General features: G+C 54.2%; 18 protein-coding genes. 5 read left to right on the top strand and 13 right to left on the bottom strand.

Translation table 11 applies throughout. The annotated features are described in order from the left end of the window. Nucleotides 1-106: 106 nt before the first annotated feature. Entirely contained in the window at nucleotides 107-922 is an 816-nt protein-coding gene (locus H8K03_12305) for an SDR family oxidoreductase (GenBank protein ID UVT18608.1), read from the top strand. 549 nt (nucleotides 923-1,471) lie between these two features. On the opposite strand, the gene H8K03_12300 is transcribed toward H8K03_12305, so the two are convergent. The 6 genes from H8K03_12300 to H8K03_12275 form a co-directional block, all read right to left on the bottom strand. Continuing rightward, nucleotides 1,472-4,228, bottom strand: coding sequence for an MASE1 domain-containing protein (locus H8K03_12300; GenBank protein UVT18607.1), 2,757 nt, complete (start codon nucleotides 4,226-4,228; stop codon nucleotides 1,472-1,474). 739 nt (nucleotides 4,229-4,967) lie between these two features. Then, a complete protein-coding gene (locus tag H8K03_12295; GenBank protein ID UVT18606.1) occupies nucleotides 4,968-5,306 on the bottom strand; it encodes a hypothetical protein in 339 nt (112 codons plus the stop codon). Nucleotides 5,307-6,009: 703 nt separating this feature from the next. Further along, complete coding sequence (locus H8K03_12290; protein ID UVT18605.1) at nucleotides 6,010-6,222, bottom strand: hypothetical protein; 213 nt, start codon at nucleotides 6,220-6,222, stop codon at nucleotides 6,010-6,012. 249 nt (nucleotides 6,223-6,471) lie between these two features. Further along, entirely contained in the window at nucleotides 6,472-7,008 is a 537-nt protein-coding gene (locus H8K03_12285) for a universal stress protein (protein ID UVT18604.1), read from the bottom strand. Beyond that, nucleotides 7,002-7,268, bottom strand: coding sequence for a hypothetical protein (locus tag H8K03_12280; GenBank protein UVT18603.1), 267 nt, complete (start codon nucleotides 7,266-7,268; stop codon nucleotides 7,002-7,004). The genes H8K03_12285 and H8K03_12280 overlap by 7 nt, the downstream gene beginning before the upstream one ends. A 1,088-nt stretch (nucleotides 7,269-8,356) precedes the next feature. Then, nucleotides 8,357-8,656, bottom strand: coding sequence for a hypothetical protein (locus H8K03_12275; GenBank protein UVT18602.1), 300 nt, complete (start codon nucleotides 8,654-8,656; stop codon nucleotides 8,357-8,359). A 592-nt stretch (nucleotides 8,657-9,248) separates the two neighbouring features. Here H8K03_12275 and H8K03_12270 point away from each other — a divergent pair. Beyond that, a complete protein-coding gene (locus H8K03_12270; GenBank protein UVT18601.1) occupies nucleotides 9,249-10,397 on the top strand; it encodes an SIR2 family protein in 1,149 nt (382 codons plus the stop codon). Between the two features lie 918 nt (nucleotides 10,398-11,315). On the opposite strand, the gene H8K03_12265 is transcribed toward H8K03_12270, so the two are convergent. Both H8K03_12265 and H8K03_12260 read right to left on the bottom strand, forming a co-directional pair. Beyond that, complete coding sequence (locus H8K03_12265; GenBank protein UVT18600.1) at nucleotides 11,316-13,121, bottom strand: ATP-dependent metallopeptidase FtsH/Yme1/Tma family protein; 1,806 nt, start codon at nucleotides 13,119-13,121, stop codon at nucleotides 11,316-11,318. A gap of 220 nt (nucleotides 13,122-13,341) precedes the next feature. Continuing rightward, complete coding sequence (locus H8K03_12260; GenBank protein UVT18599.1) at nucleotides 13,342-14,169, bottom strand: methane monooxygenase/ammonia monooxygenase subunit C; 828 nt, start codon at nucleotides 14,167-14,169, stop codon at nucleotides 13,342-13,344. 371 nt (nucleotides 14,170-14,540) lie between these two features. Between H8K03_12260 and H8K03_12255 the strand changes: the two genes are divergently transcribed. Further along, nucleotides 14,541-14,984, top strand: a complete 444-nt coding sequence (locus H8K03_12255; protein UVT18598.1) for a winged helix-turn-helix transcriptional regulator — start codon at nucleotides 14,541-14,543, stop codon at nucleotides 14,982-14,984. Nucleotides 14,985-15,028: 44 nt separating this feature from the next. Here the strand turns inward: H8K03_12255 and H8K03_12250 are convergent, their stop codons facing one another. Beyond that, nucleotides 15,029-15,628, bottom strand: coding sequence for a TolC family protein (locus H8K03_12250; protein UVT18597.1), 600 nt, complete (start codon nucleotides 15,626-15,628; stop codon nucleotides 15,029-15,031). Then, entirely contained in the window at nucleotides 15,628-16,518 is an 891-nt protein-coding gene (locus H8K03_12245) for an IS3 family transposase (protein UVT18596.1), read from the bottom strand. The genes H8K03_12250 and H8K03_12245 overlap by 1 nt, the downstream gene beginning before the upstream one ends. 221 nt (nucleotides 16,519-16,739) lie before the next feature. Between H8K03_12245 and H8K03_12240 the strand changes: the two genes are divergently transcribed. Then, nucleotides 16,740-17,078, top strand: coding sequence for a hypothetical protein (locus tag H8K03_12240; protein ID UVT18595.1), 339 nt, complete (start codon nucleotides 16,740-16,742; stop codon nucleotides 17,076-17,078). A 5-nt stretch (nucleotides 17,079-17,083) separates the two neighbouring features. Here the strand turns inward: H8K03_12240 and H8K03_12235 are convergent, their stop codons facing one another. Next, nucleotides 17,084-18,517 carry a glycosyltransferase family 39 protein gene (locus H8K03_12235; protein UVT18594.1) on the bottom strand — a complete coding sequence of 478 codons (1,434 nt, stop codon included), beginning with the start codon at nucleotides 18,515-18,517 and terminating at the stop codon, nucleotides 17,084-17,086. Between the two features lie 226 nt (nucleotides 18,518-18,743). Between H8K03_12235 and H8K03_12230 the strand changes: the two genes are divergently transcribed. After that, complete coding sequence (locus tag H8K03_12230; protein ID UVT18593.1) at nucleotides 18,744-18,953, top strand: hypothetical protein; 210 nt, start codon at nucleotides 18,744-18,746, stop codon at nucleotides 18,951-18,953. A gap of 420 nt (nucleotides 18,954-19,373) precedes the next feature. Here the strand turns inward: H8K03_12230 and H8K03_12225 are convergent, their stop codons facing one another. After that, the gene (locus tag H8K03_12225) at nucleotides 19,374-20,651 is read right to left on the bottom strand and encodes a patatin-like phospholipase family protein (GenBank protein ID UVT18592.1); all 1,278 of its coding nucleotides are present in this window, start codon (nucleotides 20,649-20,651) and stop codon (nucleotides 19,374-19,376) included. A 44-nt stretch (nucleotides 20,652-20,695) separates the two neighbouring features. Then, nucleotides 20,696-21,652, bottom strand: a complete 957-nt coding sequence (locus H8K03_12220; GenBank protein ID UVT18591.1) for a S1/P1 nuclease — start codon at nucleotides 21,650-21,652, stop codon at nucleotides 20,696-20,698. Between the last annotated feature and the right edge of the window lie 239 nt (nucleotides 21,653-21,891).

Raw genomic sequence — 21,891 nt, 5'->3', positions numbered from 1 at the left:
GTCTCTGAATCCGGTAGTGCCAAAGCACGACAGAGAAGGAAGTGAAATCAGGTGAATAAGGTGACTTGGTTTTGAGTGAAACACAACACAAAAGGATACAAACAAAATGAGTGATCGACTTAATAACAAGGTGGCTCTGGTGACCGGTGGCAATAGTGGGATCGGTAGAGAAACCGTCCAGCGTTTTCTGGAGGAAGGGGCAACAGTATATTTCACAGGTAGAAACGTGGAAACAATAGAGGCAACAGTCAATTACTTGAATTCCTTGGGTTATGGCAAAGTAACTGGGGTCTCTTGTGATTCGAATGATGCGAGCGGATTCGTTCAAGTGCTGAAACGGGTACAAGAGGAGCAAAGCCGACTGGATGTCCTTTTCTTGAATGCTGGCATTGCTGAATTGACGCCACTTGGTAGCACAACGGAGGTGCAGCTAAGCCGGTTATTTGATACTAACCTGAAAAGTGTTTTTCTTTCGGTTCAATCGGCCATTTCCTATTTTCCTGAGAATGGTGGTTCCATCATACTCAGCGGAGCCTGGCTCGCGGAAATCGGTGCTCCGCTGCTCAGTGTTGTCTCAGCCACGAAAGCGGCCATTCGAAACTTTGCCCGAAGCTTCTCTTCCGCTCTCCTTGAAAAGAAAATCAGGGTCAATTGTATCAGTCCTGGGGCGATTGCCACTCCTCTCTATGAACGACTCGGATTGCCGAAAGCGCAATTGAAGGGTATGGAGGACTTAATTACCCACAAAGTGCCTTTAGGCCGGTTCGGAACAGCTAGGGACATTGCCGATTGCGCGGTGTATCTGGCCAGTGATGAATCCAATTATGTCTTAGGAGCTGATTTAGTCGTGGATGGCGGATTTAGCCAGTTGTTTAGCATTCCTACGACGGAGTGTCCCGTCCATCAAGAACAACACGAATGAAAGCTTCATATTTAGAACAGACCATAGCCAGATCGCTCGCGTGAAGGAAATTTTGATTTATTATTGTATGGGGGGCGATACGATATGATGTGGGACTGAATGGGGTTCAGTTGGGGATAGTTCACGGACAGAACACGAACAATTTTGAAGATGGGCGAATTGGTGCAATGACAAACCTACTGAATTTGTTGGTTAGCCGACTGGGACTCGAACCCAGGGCCCTCGCCTTAAAAGTTACAAACATTCAATGATTGGTATCTCCCGATGGGAGTATATTGGTACCGATGAATAACTCTCATGGATACAGTGAGCAAGAATTCTCTATATGGGCCCAGCGACGCGGTGCACTGAACGCGGCCAGAGCAGCCTCAGTCTGACGACTTGGCGCAGCTGGCCGAAGAAATGAACGATATGGCCTGTCCAATCGAGGAAGAGCTTATGGAGAGACGCACAAGGGAATGCGCGGTACTCCAAGACCACATCATCTCAATGGAGACATCGGTAGATATTCTGAGATGATCGACGAGAGAGAAAACAGGATCAACTTTCCTACGACACAGACTCCTTTTGTACAGCCGATGCGGAATGGCCCGGAATCCATCGGGCCAAGAGGACTCGAATCTCGTCGAGCGTCACCGGCTTAGCGAGATAATCGTCCATGCCTGCTTTCCGACACTTTTCACGGTCCCCAGGCATGGCGTTCGCGGTGATCGCGATGATGGGAAGCCGGTGGCTTCCGCGTGCCCCTTCCTCTTTTCGGATCATCGCCGTGGCCTCCCAACCATCCATCTCGGGCATTTGGCAATCCATCAAGACCAAGGCATACCTGATTCGAGCGACCGCGTCGACGGCTTCGAGTCCGTTAGCCACGACATCGGCCCGGTAACCGAGCTTTTCCAACAGAACCACCGCGATTTTCTGGTTCACAATATTGTCCTCTGCCACGAGAATACGGGGGCGTGCCGCCTTGGCGGCTTCCTTAATGACATGACGGGTCACCAACACATCGCGGGGGCGACTCGCGGCCCCCACCTCCAGTACGTCAGGGGATGCCTGGGCCGGCCTGTCCACAATCATAGTCAGACAGTCGTATAAGTCCGTGCGATGGACGGGCTTGGTTAGGTAGGCGGCAATCCCGACCTGTTTCGCTTCTTCAGCCTGCCCCCGCATTCCCATTGAGGTCAGTAAGACCAGGGGGATAGCCGTCAGCTGGGGATCAGATTTGATTTTCTGCGCCAACTCCAGTCCGTTCATGCGTGGCATCTGCAAATCGAGGATCGCCACATCAAAGGGTTCGCCTCGGGCCGCCGCTCCTTTCAGCAGAGTGAGGGCTTCATATCCATCCGAGGCGGTGGCGCTTTGGAGACCCCACTGAAACGCATATTGTTCCAGGATACGTCGGTTGGTGGCATTGTCATCCACAATGCAGACTCGCCGGCCCGCGAGAGACCCTTTTGGCAATGCTGTCGCGCGCGTCTGCTGGTGGGTCAGCCACACCGTAAACCGGAACGTGCTTCCTTGACCGAGCGTACTCTCTATGCCGATCTGCCCGCCCATCTGTTCCACGAGCTGTTTGCAAATGGCAAGGCCCAGTCCGGTGCCGCCAAACTGGCGCGTGGTCGAGGTGTCCGCCTGGGTAAACGGTTTGAACAGACGCTCCTGTACCTCGGGGGCAATGCCGATCCCCGTGTCGACCACGGCAAATTCGATCAGGGTGCGCTCGGCGGTCGCCGTGCTCCGTGTCACATGCATCATCACTTCGCCCTGTTGGGTGAACTTGACCGCATTGCCAATAAGATTGATAAGGATTTGATGCAATCGGCCGGGGTCCCCCCGTAATGCCGTGGGCACTTCCGCATGCAGGAGACAACCCAATTCCAGGCCCTTGCGCTGTGCCGGTTTGGCAAAGAGATCCAGTGCCTCTTCGACGGTGGTCCGGAGGTCAAAATCGATCGTCTCAAACGTCAATCTACCCGCCTCGAACTTCGAGAAATCAAGAATGTCGTTGATGATGTCGAGCAGGGCTTCGCTAGACCGCTGCACATCCTCGGCGTAGTCCTGCTGCGCGGGAGTCAGGAGTGTATCGAGCAAGAGTCCGTTACACCCCATGATGGCGTTCAGGGGCGTACGAATTTCATGGCTCATGACGGCGAGGAAGGCGGATTTGGCTTGTGTGGCGGCTTGCGCCTCGACTAACGCCCGGTCGAGGTCGCGGTTTTTCTGCTCCAGCTCCTGCGCATAGGCGGTCACTCGGGCTTCGCTCTCGCGTAATGCATCCGTTCGCTCATGCAATCGCGCTTCGGTGTGCCGACGCTCGGCCACTTCTTTTTCCAGCTCCCGGTTTGCCGCGGAGAGGTCGCTCGTTCGTGCTGTCACTTTCTGTTCCAATGCGTCATGCGTGTCACGCACGGCGGCCTCGGCCCGTTTCCTCTCTGAAATACTCGCCGCCAGCGCCAAGCTCATGATGCCGATGAGACACAGAAAGGATTGCAAGACCAGGAGGGACTCATTCGGCGACTCCCTGATAAAGGGCCCGGAGCCCTGCAGGGTGCCCCATATGGCGATCCCTGAAAGCAGGAACGTCGCGGTGACGGTGTCACGCTCACTGAAGCGGGCGGCGATCCAGACAAGGCTCGCGACGACCAGAAACACGAGCGGATAATTCTTTATGGTCCCTTGGACTACATTGGTGAATAGGGCCAGGCCCATGCTAAGGAGTACGACCATCGAGACGGCTGCTTCAAACGCCTGGTCACGATTCCATCGCACCTGTGGACGTTGTGACCACAGGACGAGGGTGGGAGCCACGAGGAGGTTCCCTGCGATATCGCCCAGCCACCAAGTCATCCAAATCGAGGGGTAGTTGGCCCAACTCGCATAGCCGCCCGCTGCAAGACTGCTCACTCCGAAGGTGGCACTGATGGTGGTGCTTATCAATCCGGCAAGCGCCGCGAACTTCAACACTCCGGGTGCAGAGGAAAAGGCATGCTGACCATTGGCATATCGGTTCATCAGATATGCGCCTATGAGTCCTTCAAGCGTGTTGCCCATTGCGATACCAAGTGACGTCTGGATCGACCCAGCGGTGAGTTGGTTGGCCAGGAATGCGCCGAGGAAAATACCTGGCCAGACCCGATAACGGAAGATCAGGAACGCGGCCAGCGTCATCCCTGTGGGTGGCCACACCGCCGTGGCGCTGGCGTGCACAAACGCCAACATCAGTCCGAGTTTGGCCGCGACGACATAGACGGCGGCCAGAGCCAGGACGATCCCTACAAATTTGAGACGGCTCAGCTTGCCCCTCATCGGATCAGACTCCTCAAGACAGGAGCGAAGGCGAGGCCCCGCGCCGAGGACTTCGAGAGCTGGGTCGCCAGGTGCCCCACATGTTCCGGACAGATATCATGAACAGAGCGGGAGCACTCCCCGGGGAGATCAGGAGAGACAATCGTACGGAAAACCACCGCGGAGCAACACCGATCTCTCGGTTGTTCCCGGCGCGCGATCGGGGTCATCACCCAAGCCTCAGTCACGTCAGATGACCGGGCTCTTTGGCCTTGAGGATGCATAAGCACTTCTCGAGTACAGAGATGTGGAGTGTAACATTAGGTATCCTATCAATGCTATCACTTGTAAACGATTTTGCCTGAACATTGGGAACTTTGTCGGCCTCCCGCCAGGATTTCCTGAGGACTAATCAGTGGCTTACCGCTGAAGGAAGGGTTTCTTCCTAGTTTTGATCAGTCGGCCACATCGGGATTCTTTGGAAGTTTCATGCGGGATCATGTCTCTAAGGTGAGTCTGGAAACAGTGGACGCCGTCGCGCGTCAACTCCCGCAGTGAATCGAACACTACAATCACCAGGCGCAGCACAGTGCATTGGCCATGCAGTCGCCAGCCGAGTCTCGTGCGGCGTGAGTCGTCATACACACGATTCGACCTGTCCAAAATCAGGGGAGCAGATCAAATCCCGTCATTGGAGGCGAGGCGATAAGCAGTCTTGTGCCAACGGCTTCTTTACTCAATGACCCGCTTCCTATGGGTATCAGCATACATGCCTTTTCGTGACGCTGAGCCCATGAGTCCCAAAGTAGATCATTTGACCTGGATACTGAAGCATCGTCGGAATGACCTTGGTTTCCATGAACGGCTGGAGGTGGTCAATGCGCATGGCTTCCATGGCAGGACGAAAGCATCCAAATTCGAAGACCTTGTTGCCATCCTTGCAGACCACGAGTTCACCATATTCCCCGATTTCGATCACATAGATGATTTGTGCTAGGCACTTTGTGATGAGCTTCACCTTCTCCTCAATATCATCGTGAGCGTTGGACATGCGGATTGCTGATGAAATCAGGGGAAAACGGAAAGCCATACCGGCCATAGGAGTTGCTCGTGGAGCCGGGATCGTAGGGAGTCGCGCTCAACTTGCCGCGATAGCTCCCCTGCCTGTCACACAACCGCGGTGCGTTCATCGCAAAAGGATTCGGCGCCGATTGATTGCTAATCCCCTAGTCCATCTCTTCGCCGCCCTCAAGGCATGTTTCGCATTGTTCCAATTGCGAGGAACCGTGCTCACTACAGAAATACCGGCGGCAGCGGCTACACGTCATGAAGGTCATCCTGACTCGATCTCCGGCTTCGCATCGATAACACTGGCCAGCACTGCGGGCTTTGGGCATTGTTACGTCTCCACGACAGGTTGTAATAGTTCTCGAAACGTCATTTCCATGATATGGCGATTACTGCAGGAAGGGGACCGTCCGCCACACAGTGAGTTGTAACGTGATAACACATCGGTGGTCATCACTCCAATTCAAAACAGACATGCGTTGGTTGTGCAAATCACCGTCGCAACGGCATCGTTACGAACCGTCACACATCTTGCGGCAGGCTGATGAAGAGTTCGCTAGAGCCAATTTAAGGGAGAATGGATTTGCGAGTTGTTTCGCTTCTTAGACCTGTTCGTTGCCTAGTTAATGCAAGACGACGGAGGCTAGGCAGGTGGACTGAGGAGGAAGGTCGTTTGAAAGTTCTGTCTCTGGTCCAAAGCGGCGAGCCATGACAAATGTCGCGCTGTTTGGCCCTCACGAAGGGCGCCGACGCAGTTTAATGGGCAGGCCGTTGGTTCTCTTCCACACCTCAATGGCCATTTGAAATCCTAAAGATATGTTTGCAATGGAATCAAGCTCCACGTCCGTGAGCGGCTTTCCTTCCAGGAGGTGTCTCTCGATGGGACCGGCAGCAGATACAAACTTGGCCACGGCCGCCTGCGCAGTTACTCTTTTGTCATTCGCCATATCTTCCTCCCGAATCTCACCGATAAATCATTGTGAATTCATAGAAGCTTTTGATGCTCCGTTACGAACGGCACACGTCTGAAAAGTGATCCTGCAGCCACAGGAAGGGCTTGCGGGTTATCGCTCCACGTTACTCTCTTAGTTTCATGCTGAATGTTGCGTTGTATATAGATCCCGATATCCGGGTCGGAGGATTCCCCCGCAGTCAAACTGAATGATACATCCGGACTTCACTCTCAACTCACGTCCTCACAGTTGTCTCAAGCGGGGGGTAATAATCCAGATGACCAAGCCTCGCGCATCCCGCAGTAGATGGTCAGTGATGCCGCTGCTGAAGATGCGTGTGATTCCAGGCGTATCGGTGCGGCCCACGACAATCGTGTCGTGCTGTCCCATTCTCGCTTCATCGAGAATGGCATTCGCAATGTTGTCCTCATGTCCAAACTTTAGGGCGACTCGACTCTTGTCAAAGCCAGCCCGCATCAAAAGTTCATGGGCTCGTTCGAGAGTCGGGCATTGTGCTTCTCGTTCCTGCTTTTTCCACGTCTCCTGATCTTCCTTCAAACGGGTGCTCAGCTCTGCTTCCATGTCAGGATTTTCAGATCCCCCATGCTCCAATAGGCCGCGTGGCATGGGTTTGAGGACATGAAAGAGCGTGACGATGACATCCGGTCTACGCTGCAGCAGCGATCCCACATATCGCACAGCATGCAACGCGCGCTCGGATTCGCCTACTGCCACCAGAAGTCGCATTGGCAGGGCCTTGGCTGATGCGATAGTCAACATCTCACCACACACCTCGATGTCGATTCATCGAGATCCTTCGCACTGGTATCTGGTGCGGGACGATGAATCTGTATTCTATAGGCGCTGTCGGCATCCAATGTGACTCGAATCTCTCCGCTCCGGCTTAAGTCGTCAATGGCGAGGAACACCTGATTCCATGTCAAGTCCGGACAGAGAGCCACCACTTCTTCCATGGCACAACCGGTGCTCTGTCCCTTGACGACAGTTCGAACTCGATCGATGAACGTTTCTGTAGCCATGATTCTCCCACCTTTTCGTGTCTGCGTAGCGACAGGGAATGACACCTGGCTACGTGCACGTAGACGTGATCATGAATAGTCCGCTCATCCCCGCGCCACATTTGCATGTCGAGCTCGTGAATGGCTCGTGCTGCCCGTGCCGCTTGGGTTACTTGAATCGAAGGATTGAATGTTACTGATCGCTCCGCAATTCACGCAGCGGAAAGCCAAACATTGCCAAGCAAAGTAGTCTGTAGCACCGTAGAAATAATCATGGACTGTAAACCCACCGCATCGTGTACAAACCATGAGGTACTCCTTAGGTTTGATTGTGAAAGGACTCGCCTCGTGCTTGAGAATTCGACTGGACTGTGTCCGGCAATGTGCGAAAGGCCGGTGAAAGCATGGTCGTGCGGGGATGTCCCTTACGAGAAACCAATGAGAGACACCCCGCCGTCCTGGCAGATCCAGCCAGTGGAGCAGGGAAGGAATCTCCATTAGCTGCGCCAACCATCCGAACCACCTACAGTGAAAGGCCAAGTGCCATTCCGATAGAGGCCATGCCGACAGGAACTAGGAAGAAGTTGGACTTAGACTTGGACCGCGCATTTAGGCAGACGACGATGATCAACAAGAGCCCGAGGAACAACATCACAGACCCTAGAAGAATGAACCAGCGCAGAACCACGAACGCCTCCGTTCGTTGTGATCGCGACTCCATTCTTGACGAGGAGCGACCGAATGCCCTTCCGAGTCGTCTCGACAGCGCCGAAACCCAGCCCGATGTTTTTGCAAGAGCCAGACCAACGGGCCGATCGCCAGCAGCAACGCAGAGAGTGAAGAAACACAGGCGTCTGCATCGTCACTCTGTTTGCGGCACTTGCTTTCCGCACAGGGTGCTCGTGCGGTTTTGGCCTGTATGGATGGGAACCCCCAGTCAGGTGCGGCTATGGGCTGACTTCCTCAGACTGATCGTCCAGCTTGATGCATTGGAGAAATGAGGAAGAGGAAAGGGTGGATGGGCCGGGAATGGCTCAGCGCCTGGCAGCGCCGGTGCCAATACCATCGCCCCATCATCAACCCGCTCTTCTTCGAAGGCTCTCCAAAGGTCATCGTGGTGACAGCGTGAATGTTACGCGGCGAGTCTGGTCGCATATCGGACAATGGAAGAGGCCCGCTTCAGGGTACCCCGCGTAAATGATTTCCGGGCGTTGCCTCACCACGATTGCCACCATGGGGTGCTGGTGATCGCACAGCACCGGTGATCGCTTGCCCACACAGTCCAACAGTGGAACTTCAAGGTCAGGAAGCGTTCCTTCATGTATGACATGAGTCACCATCGCGTCCTCCCATGCCCGGACGTCGAGCTCCTCCCACGTGATGCCCCGTCGCAGGCTCTCTTCCACCATCGCCTCCGGTTTGGCCTCAGGGATGATCGTCTCATCATCCTTACCTTCTTAGTCGTTGCCCGAGTTCTAGAGGTTACATCTGCAATTCCATGTTGGGCGTTCAGATCGTCGAGGGTGAGCGGGCGGCCGGCCTGATCATCACCATGAACCAGGATCACGCCCCACAGGTACAACGGCTGGTCTTGCGCGTGACGGGGGAAACGGCCGAGCGAACCTGTTCTCGTGAGAAGTATATGAGGTCAGACCCTTTGACCATAGCTGGAAGGCGGCCTTGCTGGCGGTGGCGAGTGTCGCGCCTCAATTAAGATTTGAACAGGTCGTAAGTGTTGAGCACGATAATTTCTCCAAAGAATTCAGGTCATTTGAAGTCCTCATTCCCCAAGAATTTCCTCGTTATGCCTGTCAATGCCCACCATCTCGCTGATCACGGTTTCTTGACAGGCATCGGGAAAAGCTATAATGGAACCGCCTCGTGGGGCTTTCTAAGTCTACTGGGGGCAGCACACTTCGAAAAGCAAAGCCTTAGTCACTTTGTTGATTTCGCGTAATCAAGTGGCGACATGCCCGGACGGTCTAGCAAGGAGTTAAAGAAATGGCCGTACAGTTCAACGGAAGCCTTCCTGCGTTGAAGGAAGCGTTTCAAAGTGGGCGACTGAGTCTTTACCTCGGGGCCGGCGTTTCCAAACCAAATGGCTTGCCCAGCTGGGAGGAACTCGTTCAGGCACTCTATTTCACGACGCTCCATGACGAAGACTTCATCAACAACATGAGGCCCTACCCGAATTACCTATTCGCGCTGGCAGAATGGGTGTTGCAACAGAAAAACGAGCCGCTCGATATCATCATTCGCAAGATTAAGCAGTGGTATGAAGGCAAAGACTTCATCACCATGTTGAGTACGACGCTTTATGCCGGGCTGGGCCGTCAGGCCTTCGGATCAGACATCACCGGGTTGCCAGAATACCTGGTGAACCAAAACTCGACATTGAAGGCTATCGTTGATTGTTGCGGACAATCGATCCCGCAGAAGAAAGGACTTCGATCGATCGTCACCTATAATTACGACAACCTTGTCGAGCTTGGGCTCACACATCTCGCGAACCGTAAGAACTTCCAGGTCATCTACAAGGGGAACCAGCAGCTTGAGGCAGACAAGATTCCCATCTATCACGTACACGGCTACATTCCGTATCAAGCTGAAGACGTCAAATACGAAGACATTATTTTCTCAGAAGACCAATACAACCGGGCCTTTCAAGATGCGCTCTTTTGGGGCAATGTCGTGCAGGTCAGCCAGTTGACCAGCTCGATTGGCCTGATGATTGGACTGTCGCTCTCGGATCGGAACACACGCAGGATTCTCGACTCGATCCGCCAGCAGCCGCTGCCTCTCAGAAACTACATTCTGATGAGAAAACCGCAATTCAAGACGATTACCGACCCCAGTCCGGAGCTTGCGCAAATTCGACGAAAGGCAGAAGAGTATTTGTCCAAGTTTCCGAAGGGAAGGATGAAGATGCTGGACAAGGAACCTAGACAAATTCAACAGTTGCTTGAGCGCATCTACCACTATGAAGAAAAGGAATTCGAGAAAGGATTCGCGACGCTTGGGCTCGAGCTCATTACCTTCGACGATTACAATGACGACATTCCCGATGCGCTCCAACAGATCTCAGACAAGGTTAAGGCAAAGTCGGATCGACGTTCCAAAAAGTCGCTTCAACGATCGAGAAGGATCTGATCCTGCCCTGTGCTAGAGGCAAGCAGAAAACGGATGACTGTCAGCGACCTAATCGCGGGGTGCCATTATTGCAACTTCGTTACTCAAGGGGTGGTTTTCAGAAGATTATCAGAAGGCCTTATATACTGCATTTTGGGCAAGTAGTTAAAAGATAGCTGAACTTTATGTATCGAAGTTCTTATTCAGTCCGACCGTGTCAGAGCCTTATCCTTTTCACAATCTCGCCGCCGAAGCTTCCTTTGTCCAATGTGGTGAGCCGGCTGGGACTCGAACCCAGGGCCCTCGCCTTAAAAGGTCAAATCGATGGTTTTCAAAAAAGCTCGCTACTGCAACGGTTTCCCCAATATTAGCCGCAATCACGACAGGTTAGCGCTCTCTATTGCCTCTATGCTTTCCCGTACCTTGCCTTCCGTTCCTGCATGGTTTTGTCACAAAATTCACCACAGTGGTAGCGCGTATAAGAGCTGAGGGTAGTCGGTTTCAGCTAGTTTGTTTCTAACAGGATGGGGGGTCTTTTATAGCGTTGTGGACTGGGCTATCCGTTTCATGGAACTGTGGAAGCTGCTGCGTAGGTTCGGTTCTAGACAGTCGGCTAGAGCTTCTATGCTATTGGTGCTGATTGCAGGTGACCGTTTGGAATCAAATTGTGAAACGCCCTTGACCGTTAAAAGCAACTCACCCCGTTCCCACTCTGGTAGAGCACGGGGCCCCCGTTCCTTCGCTGTCATGATATAACGGTCGGAAAAGCGAACCGATGCTTTGACGTAACAAAGACCAGAGATTCCCCCGCCTTTTCAGGCGAAGGAATCTCAGAATCTGCGCGAGCTGCATAGTCTGAATCAACATTATCTGGAAAAGAGACGCTACGCACCTGAGCCTAAAAGAATACGACTTCCAGATAGTAGGGCCCCCCCGGTTTTAAGCAAGGACTGTTAGGGAGCAGTTGGAAACAATCTGGTGGATCTCCAGCGCATCCAGCACCTCTTTTTCCAAGAGCGCATCCGCCAGCGCCTTCAAGGTCACCCTGTGCTCGGTCAGGATGCGCTTGCTCCGCTCGTAGTTTTCTGTGATGAGGCGTTTGATTTCCAGATCAATCTCCAATGCCATTGCATTACTGAGATCACGCTTAGTCCCAAAGGTGCGCCCCAGAAACATCGATTCCTCTTTCGGCCCGAACGTCAGCGGCCCCAGCTTTTCACTCATACCCCATTCGCAAACCATTTTACGCGCGAGGTCCGTTGCCCGCTCTAAATCGTTACCTGCACCGGTTGTGACATGTTCGAACACCAGTTCTTCTGCGACTCTGCCGCCCATGAGAATCGCCAGCGTGTTGTACAAAAACTCCTTAGAATGATTATGGCGGTCGTCGGTGGGCAGCTGCATGGTGACTCCCAATGCCCGGCCTCTTGGAATAATCGACACTTTGTGAACCGGATCGGTGCCCGGCAGTAATGTGGCCATCAAGGCATGGCCTGCCTCGTGATAGGCGGTGATCCGTTTTTCTTCGTCCGTGAGCATCATGCTCTTGCGCTCGGCACCCATCATAATCTTGTCTTTGGCCATTTCGAAGTCTACGATTCCGACTTCAGTTTTATTCTGACGAGCAGCCCAGAGGGCAGCCTCATTGACCAAGTTTTCCAAATCGGCGCCTGAGAAACCGGGAGTCCCTCTCGCAATCTTCTCTAGCGCTACGTCGACTGCGACCGGGACGTTCTTCGTATGCACCTTCAAGATCTCAGAACGACCTCGAAGGTCCGGATGATTCACCGTTACTTGCCGATCGAATCGGCCTGGCCTCAGCAAGGCCGGGTCGAGCACATCCGGCCGATTGGTCGCGGCAACCAAAATGATGCCCTCTGCCGTATCAAAGCCATCCATTTCGACCAGCAATTGGTTGAGCGTTTGCTCACGTTCATCGTTTCCGCCGCCAAGCCCTGCTCCCCGCGATCGTCCGACGGCATCGATCTCATCGATAAAAATGATACAGGGCGCGTGCTTTTTCGCTTGCTCGAACATATCCCGCACGCGAGAGGCGCCGACCCCTACGAACATTTCGACAAAATCCGATCCGCTGATGCTGAAGAAGGGGACCCCCGCCTCGCCCGCAATCGCCTTCGCCAATAATGTTTTCCCAGTTCCGGGCGGGCCGACGACTAACACACCCTTGGGAATGCGTCCGCCTAGCTTCTGGAACTTTCGCGGATCCTTCAGAAATTCAACCGTTTCCTGTACTTCGTCTTTCGCCTCATCAATTCCCGCCACATCGGAAAACATCACCTTTTTCCGTTCATCCGTCTGCATGCGAGCTTTGCTCTTCACGAGGGACAAGGCCGCGTTCCCGGTCTGCATCCGGCGCATGAAGAACAGCAACAGGCCCAGAAAGAGCACGAAGGGCCCCCAGGTCATGAGAAATTGGATATACCAGGGGTTTTGATCGGATCGTTTGACTTCGATCTGAACGTGCTTCTCTCGCAGCAGCTGGACGAGATCGGGATAGTCCGCCGCGTAGGTGCGAAGCTGGGAATTATCTTTTAAGACACCGCTGATCTGATGTCCCTTGATGATGACCTTCTCGATGTCGCCCTGGTCGAGCTTGGCCATAAAATCGCTAAAAATGACCTGTTCCTCCAATACCGGGGGCGCCATCGTCCATAGATTCAGAAGTAGGATCATGAACAGGCCTATCACCGTCCAAAACAGTAGTTTTTTGGTCTTGGTTTTCAAGGGCAGCCTCTCACGATTTCGTCCGGTTACGTCGAATAGCTTATCGCCGTGATACTCTTGCCAAGAGGTTCAACAAAGTGTTTTGCGGTCAGAGCGTTCTACTCAAGACTGACATCTTCCACCCAACCGGGTGGGGGCTCTGCTTAACCTTCATATGCAAGAACCACCCACCCGCTGACAGCCTAAAGGTTAGACTGATGTTCCTCGTCCCGTGAGCCTCTCAGTAGACGGTCTTGACTCCTGGGCCCACCTGGCTGGGGAACGGATCCAGGATACTCTTCGGCGCGTTGTTCCAGATTACGTCCGCCAGATTCGACATCCGGCTCACGATCTGCGCCGCCACGCCGCCTGCCGCGCCGAACAACCCGCACCAGCCCAACGTCACAAAGCCCCAGTGCAACGGGGCCGAGAACAATTCATCGACGAACCAGAACGCATGCCCCCACTCGTTGAGTCCGACGTTTGGCAGAATGAACATCGGCCCCACCACCGCTGCCACTAAGGCAAATGAGGTGGCCTGGCTGTACAATGGCAGCCGTGTCTGCGCATACAGGTAGGTCGCCACGCCGCACGTGATGTACAACGGGAACGTCCCGTAGAACGCCACAATGTGGCTCGCCGTGAAGCTCGTGTCCCGGATGATCACCTGATGCCACGCCGCATCTTGCTCTAACGTATAGCTGCCCGCGTAGTACACGCCCCACATGTAGCACACCAGCCAGCCCATCCAATAAAAGTACCGCTTCAGCTCCAATTTGGGAGCAAGGTTCGCGAGGTTGCGATCGCGCGTCACCCAGATCCACCCGATCGTCGTGGCAAAGAACACGGCGTTTGCCAAAATGTTAAACCGCCACAGCCCCATCCACACCGAGTCGAACTCGGGGGTCATGGAATCTAACCCGTGCGAGTACCCGAATGCCCGTTGATACAGCACCCAAAAGACCCCGATCCCCAGGATCGCCAGCCAGCCGATCTTCACCGGCTTCGAGTCGTACCACTCAGAAATGTCATACCCCCTATCACTGTTTGGTTGATTTGAGGACGCCATGATTCAGACCTCCTTGGTGAGATTAAGGAACACTCTTCTTCCCGCTCCGATTGTTCAGCCTGCATAACGATAGGCGGCCGTTAAAGCTCCGAGGGCTAACCCCATTAACCACCCCCATTTGAATCGCATTGCATCTCCAGCTGTGTCTTCTAAAGCGCCAGATCGTCGCGCATTGGGTGATCGCATAGGTAGCGCCATATACAACCTCCTGGGTTAAGGCATTAAAGTAGGGGCATATGCCTGTATAATATGGGCATATGCCCATATACTACGCGCTAATATCTGTTGTCAAGCCATTGGAAAATGCTTGAGAAGGACATATAATGGTTGTGGTCGGCGGCATGTGCTACCTATGACAAAGGATGAGCTGTATGGTTAAGGAACAATCGTCACAATCTCCGTGCTACTGCACAGTCTTGCGAAAAGCCGTGCGCCGCGTGTCGGTTATCTATGATGCGCAACTCAGGAGTACCGGACTCAAGACGACTCAGTTCGCATTGCTTGGGGAACTCAGCAGACACTCCTCAACACCTCCGACCATGAATGAATTGGCGGAATACTTGGTGATGGACCGCTCAACGCTCGGGCATAACTTGAGGCCACTTCTTCGCAAAGGTTTAGTGGCCCTAAAGCCCGATGCGATTGATGGAAGAACACGGCGTGTGGCGCTCACCGCAAAGGGTGCAGCCAAATATGCCAATGGCAAAACTTTGTGGCGTAAGGCCCAGCAGGAATATGAGATCGTAATAGGGAAGACCGCAGCGGTCGCATTACGAAACGCCCTGCAGAAGCTGGCTACATCGGACGCTCTCTAAAGGAAAAAATCGATGACAGTCCTCAGCGACCCCAACCGCACCACTTAGTCCTTCTCGGTTATTTTCATGGGGTCATTATCACTTTCCCGGCTCACTGAGCTGTCCACGGCCCAACCGCCACCAAATGCCCTGGCAAGCGAGACCAGTGAGACACGCACCGCGGTTTCAGCTTTGACACGCTCGTCGTTGATTGAAAGTTTGGTGCGTTGGGCATCCAGCACGGATAAATAATCACTCGCTCCCCTCTGAAATAAGGCTTCGGAGGAGCGATACGTTTTCTCTGCTGCTGTTTCGGCCTTCACGAGTTGTTCGCGGCGCTCCTTCGAAGAGGTATGGACGACAAAGGCATTTTCCACGTCTTCCAAGGCAAGGAGGAAGGTTTTTTCGTACTTCGACGCGACTTGATCCAGGCGTGCGTCCGCGGCAGCGATGTGAGCCCGAATGCGTCCCGCATTGAATATCGGAGCCGTGAGGCCCGCCCCCAGCGCATACACACTCTCCACCAGAGTCGGAAATCCGCCGATGGCCAGTGCGCCAATCCCACCGCTCGCCGACAGAGACAGAAAAGGGGTCGAGACTGAAAAGGGGTCGGGGGAAGTAAAAGGGGTCGGGATGGACTTCCCAGCCTTTTGCGGACACATCATTAAGCCCGAGTCGAAATTGCTTCAAAGGCCTCCGGACTGACCCCACTGAGATGGCTGTGTCGCCGGGTGCGATTATAGAACAGTTCGATGTATTCGTAGATCTCGGCAGTGGCTATCTCCCGAGTCGTGTAGATGCGCTTCTTAATCTGCTCCTTCTTCAAGCTGCTAAAGAACGATTCAGCCACTGCGTTATCCCAGCAGTTGCCACGCCGGCTCATGCTTGGCTCAAGATGATGCGCATGGCAGAAACGCCGCCACGCATCGCTGCCAAATTGTGATCCTTGATTGGAATGAATCAGGGTGTGTTTTGGCTTGCGTCGCCGTACGGCCATGAGAATCGCATCCAGCACAAGTTCTCGGGCCATTGTGGGTTTGGTTGACCAACCGACAATTCGGCGTGAGTAGAGATCCATCACGACGGCCAAATAGAGCCAGCCTTCCCACGTGCGCACGTACGTAATGTCGGTGACCCAGGCTGTGTTGGGCCGGAGGACGGTAAACCCTCGCTGCAGCGTATTAGGCGTCAGGAGTGACGTGGGGCCTCTGGCGTACCGGGGAGTTCGATATCCGTGAAGGGCTTTGATGTGATTGGCCCGCATAATGCGAGCAACACGATGTTTGCTACAGGTCTCGCCCGCTTCGCGCAAATCGAGAAAAATCCGCGGGGCACCGTAGACGCCGTGGCTCGCCGTATAGGCCACGCGGATGAGGCACAGTAACCGCTGATCCTCCAATGCTCGATCAGAGAGGGGGTGCCGTACCCATTGATAGAATCCGCTGCGCGATACATCGAGGAGACGACACATGACAGCCGTATCAAACTCGCCACGATGGGCCCTGATGAAAGCATACTTCACTCGGATGCTCTGCGATCTGCGCCGATTGCTCATAGGGCCTCCCATGTTCGAACGACCACACCTCAAAGGTGTCCGTTAAACCCTGGGAAGTCCATCCCGACCCCTTTTACTCGGCCGCTGGAACGCAGTCGGTTGCTCCTTGATTACGGCATCGATGCGGTGGCGATGGCGCTCGATGTGTCGGCTTCAATAGAGGCTGCGAACAGCTTGGGGAAAAAGCTAGCGCATCAGCTGGCCGTCGCGCAGAAAACGCCATGGAACAGATTGGGCGAGCCCATGGCGCGTGTGCGCCAGAGACAGAAATCAAACGACTCAATGTGGCCACGCGCTTCATGTCTATTTTTCAACTGGGGCTCCTGACCTTGAAGAAGTTCCGGCAGGGTGGGCAGCAACAGATCACCGTGCAGTACGTCAATGTGAGCCATAGAAGTCAGGCGGTCATCGGGAGCGTGGAGAATGGGAGAGGAGAGCAAAGAAGCAGTGGTGTAAGTAAGACTGGTACGGATGTCTCATCTCTTTCGCCACTCCCACGGCGGCACTGGCTGCGGATATCAATTCTTTTGTACTGCCAGGACCGAGTCGGCGCGCACTGATGTCGTCAGTGCGTTCGATGAAACAGTTTCGCGCGGCCCCCAGTAGGATCGTGCTCGTAATGATCCCGAATGTACGCCGCCAACGCCCCTCTGGTTTCCCAGCCAGAGAGCGTGTGGACAAATAGGATTTCCTCAGGCCTGTATTGTGCGATGCATTCGTACACTGTTGACTCCGTAACACTGCCCGACCAGATACGCTTGTACGGAATCCCTGCCATTTCGGGTGGCACCAGCAGCCCTGCCCAGAAGGGATAGAGCGGACGATCGGCGAATACCCAGCTTGTGTTCGAGGCCCGCTTTCGCAACGCGACAACCAGTTCATTCTCACTCGCGAGAGGAGCGGTCTGTAACCCCCGCAGGTGGCTCCATATGAGCCGAGGAGTGTCTGCCAGCGTCAGGGAAATCACAAGCACGTAGACGAGCCAAGCCAACCGGTTTAGAGACCTGCGCTCCCACCAAGCCCCGGCTCGATCTCGGAGCAACCCGAACCAGCCGACAATACCTGCCGCTCCCAACCAGGCCATCGGGATGGCGAAATGCAGGCTGTAGTACCACCAGTACGGCCGGTGTACCCAATGGATCGCCAGGACGGTGGCAAACAACATGGCCGGACACATCACGTCCCGTCGGCGTTTCGAGGCGAGCAACGCAATGCCCAATGCGGTCGCAGCCGATAGCGACCGTGCACCCAAGAAAAATGCAGCGGGCTTGAATGTGTACCTGTCGGGCACAGCGGCGTTCGTCGATCCGGAGAAGTGAGACGCCCAGAACTCCCACACGGTATCCGTTCCGTAGAACCTCAAGACGATGAGGCCGGACGTCACGAGGACCGCTCCGAACCAAACTGCAACGTCGCGGAGAAGGTCGGTGCGAAGATTCCGGCCATTCTTGTCCAGGTATGCCACACCCATCGCCGGCAGAAAGATCGCACTGGTAAGTTTCACTTGCAATGCGCAACCGAATAGCACGCCCGAAAGCGCCAGCCACCGCATTCTGCGCGTGGAGTCGTAGTGTGAGGCTGATAGTAATGACGCGAGAGCCAGCGTCGTTGCCGGCAGCTCGATCATGGGCGCGACGCTCTGTTCAAGAAATGATGAGGACGACACCAGCAATGCTGTCGCGATCAGACCGGCTGCTGATCCGAAGCTGTTGCTCACGAGCTTCCATACCATCCACACGAGGGTCATGGCAAAACAGAGGATCAGCAGCCGACCGACGAAAGCGGATGCTCCGAAAACGCGGAAAAGCAGGGCCAGGAGCTCAGTGAAGACCGGAGGTTGATCGCTCCATACGGAGCGGTAGAGAGCGTGGCCGCGGCTCACAAGTAGTGCCTTCATCAGCTCATATCCCTCATCCCAACTCAATTCCAGAGCCGTTTGCAAAGGCACCGCAAAGAACAGAATCATCCCGAATCCAAGCGGTACGACCCAGTCCAGCATACGCCGCCTAGCGTCCACCTTCGTCATATCCGTACCGTTTTTCTTGGGGGTGAGAGAGAGATCCAACCAGAGATACGCAGCGGAGCGGAGGATAGCAGACGCCCGTGATAGGACGCAAACCATATGGTCTGACGCGGAAAAATCTACGTCAAAGGTGTCACGAAACAATGCGTTGACCACAACGCCGGTGTCGGCTCATTATCGCCACCTTTCTGAGCGATCAGTTATGGCATGTCCACGGCTTCGATCCGCCACATTACAAGCGCCGCTCTTGGTGGCTGCGAGCCTGATTTTCTGGGCGATCGTGCGGTTGCTCCAGGTCTACTACGCCGGATGGGGTTCTGGCTTCGACGTAGGCATATACCGAACCTACGCCCAGCTCTGGGGAGCTGGAGGCGCTCCGGCTCAGCGTGCAACGAGGCCGTCCGTTTGGTGACGACGCCTGGGTGAAACGCACGGCGACACGGTTTGGGATGGAATCCACGTTACGGCCACGTGGACGTGTTGTGCACCACCTAAATTTGGACAATCATAGCGCACTGAGCGGGATTGTTTCTCCAAAGAATTGAACCCGTTCGCATCCTCACTCTTTAAGGGCCTCACGGGACACTCGCTCGTGATGATGTCGATGAGAGACCAGCGGCTATCTATGGCGACGAGTCTTGAATAATTTGGTTAAGTTCGCTGTATCCCACTGACTATGCCGCCTGTCCAAATCTTAAGTGGGGCACGACACAGTCGGAATCTTCGCGTTGCCGCGCGCATATACTAGAGTCTCGTACCTCTATCGGCAAGAAGCGGGTACGGAGATCTGGCTTATGCAGAAGTTCTCCTCTCGACCCAGAACTACCGGGAACTAAATCCCACTTGCAGGATATGGGAGAGCATCGGGCTTGTTCATATCGGGCCATACATGGGTTCTGAGCGCCGCATCACATACAGCGAAGCCCCAGTTGATCAATCGCTCCTGAAGCTGCGGCTCGATCTCCTTCAAACGCGTCGGCACATGTGCCAATTCGGTCGTCTGCTCAAGCGGGCACTCAAATTTGTTCGATGCGGCGTAGTTCCGAATATCTGTTCCGATCCCCCAATAGGCCCCCTTTCGCTCACCTGTTTCGTAGGCCTTTATGATTTGTCGTTTTCGTAAGCTACGCACCTGATTGTCGATGACATTCATCACCCGAACCGTATGCCATGCCCAGTTGGCGGAGGGATCTTCCTCTGGACCCATTTTCTGACCAGCATCACTGACGAGAATGGTCTCATAACTCAAGACTGTCTGGAGTCCCAGGTTGTCGTAGATTCCGCCATCTCCCAGTACGACACGGTTCGTGTAAGGTTTTCGATGAAGGTCCGTTCCTGTCATGTCCACACATTGGCCAGGTTCTAGGTCGAGTTCCACAGGAGACAGCACGGGTGGGAAGGCCGAAGACGCCGCAACCGCTGTGGCGAGCAGTACGTTTGGCTCCTTCACCTGACCAACACGATAGTCAATCATGTAGGGCTTCGAGAATCGCCAAAGGACCCCAGATTGAATGTTGGTCGCGTTGATGACAAACCGTGGGGTATCTGGCAGATCTTGCAATGTCGCATGACCAAACAAGTAGTCCTCATAGGCATCGCGCACTTTCTGACCGATTGTCCCGGGTAGAAGAATCCCTTTGATAATGGCGCCCACATCAATGGTCTCTCCGGCTAACTTGCGGATTGGTTCAACCACCTTTTCGATGAAGTTCTGAGCTATCTTTTCTTTAAAGAGGAGGGAACCCCAGGCGTAGCCAAGTACCCCTGCCGTGATTGACCCACCTGAGACGGATGAAATGCGTTGCAGTTCAGGCAACAGACCAGCCTGGTTGAGACGCCAGAATGTCCCAAGATGAAAGAGCATCGCCCGATACCCTCCTCCAGAGACACACAGCGCGATGCCCTCTCTGACTTTGTCTTCAAATGTCTCCTCGCGCTGTTCCCTCAGGACATTGACAAACTCGTCCTTCCTCCCTGCATACGCCTTCGGTGCCTCGCTCATTCCTTCCCCTTTAGCCAGGGAGGCTTGGGCCAAGGCCCAAGCTGATCCTCCTATACCAATAGTCTTCAACAAGGCTCGCCGCGAAAGCGGAATGTCTTCCGTCGACATCGTCTGCACATCCTTTCTTATAAAAGCGCTCCCTCTCGGTCGCCTTATTCTGGCCAGATGGCCCGCAGCAGAGCCGCCAATCGTTTCCCTGCCCGGACGAGTGCTTGTTCAGCGGCGGTCGACGATTGCCGGTCATAGTCGGGTGGCGGAGTAACCGCCCAGACCCATTGGTCACCGTGTTTTGGATCCGTGATGCGGCGACGGTGCTGGACGATGAGTCCTTCGTGAACGCGCTTAGCTAATTGCAACGAATCTTCGACCCACAATTGCGGCCAGGTTGTCGGTTCTCCTGTCATAGCCTCATGAGCTGGGTATTTCGTCATTAGGGCATCAACATACGAAAGTACCGAATCAGAGTGAGCCCGATTCATGGCATACCGAACTACGGTGGAATCCCAATCAGCGTGAAGGCTGCGTCCGCCGTCAATCAGCAGCCGATTACCACCGAACGTGGCTTCAACCGAACCTGCCTGAATATCTTCCATCCTCGCTGGATCGATAAATATATCGTCTCGGTCGAGATAGGCCGATCCGACATGAAGCGGTTGATGCACATCGCCAACGCAGTGTGCTAAGAGCAGGAGAGCTTGCCGACGTGTGAAGTAATGTGGGTTATCCGAGGATCCTCCCTTGCCTTGCAAAACCCGTATGGCTTGGGTGAGAAGCACTACAATATCGTCGTCCGATGTGCCAATAGACTTCCAAATATACTGAGAACGTTGAAATGGCACGTCCGTGTAATGGTAGTGATGATGAGTGGGGTTGGACTGTACGAATGCCTTCATTTCCTCGGTCAACTCACCACAATAGCCTTTGGCACAGTCCGCCCAGAATGAAATATTTTCCAGAGTTTCCTTCGGTTGAAGCAAGGTGCGGACTTCACGTTCCGCTCGTGACCCAACAAGCTCTCGATCAGCTAATGCACCGACAATACGATGCCCGTCTTGGCCCCACGGCAACCCCGGTACGGGAGTAATGGTCAGAATTACGATTATTGACACGAACGTTAAGATCGTCTTCCACCTGATCTGCAGGTTGTACTCCTCACCCGGTAGATACCTTAATTGCTCAGCACCCGGTAAACCTCTCTTCCTCGAATTAAGACAAGTTTGCATCCTCAAGCTCACAACGTTCACGAATCGCGGAAGTGGCACTCGCCTCTCTTCTATCGGCAATCCACTTCCTTCCCTTTGTCATCCTTGCACATCAGGCGATCATCGCTTGCATCGTAAACTTCCCT

Source organism: Nitrospira sp. (genome assembly GCA_024760545.1).
Taxonomy (GTDB): Bacteria; Nitrospirota; Nitrospiria; order Nitrospirales; family Nitrospiraceae; genus Nitrospira_D.
This window is presented reverse-complemented; position numbering and strand designations above follow the sequence as displayed.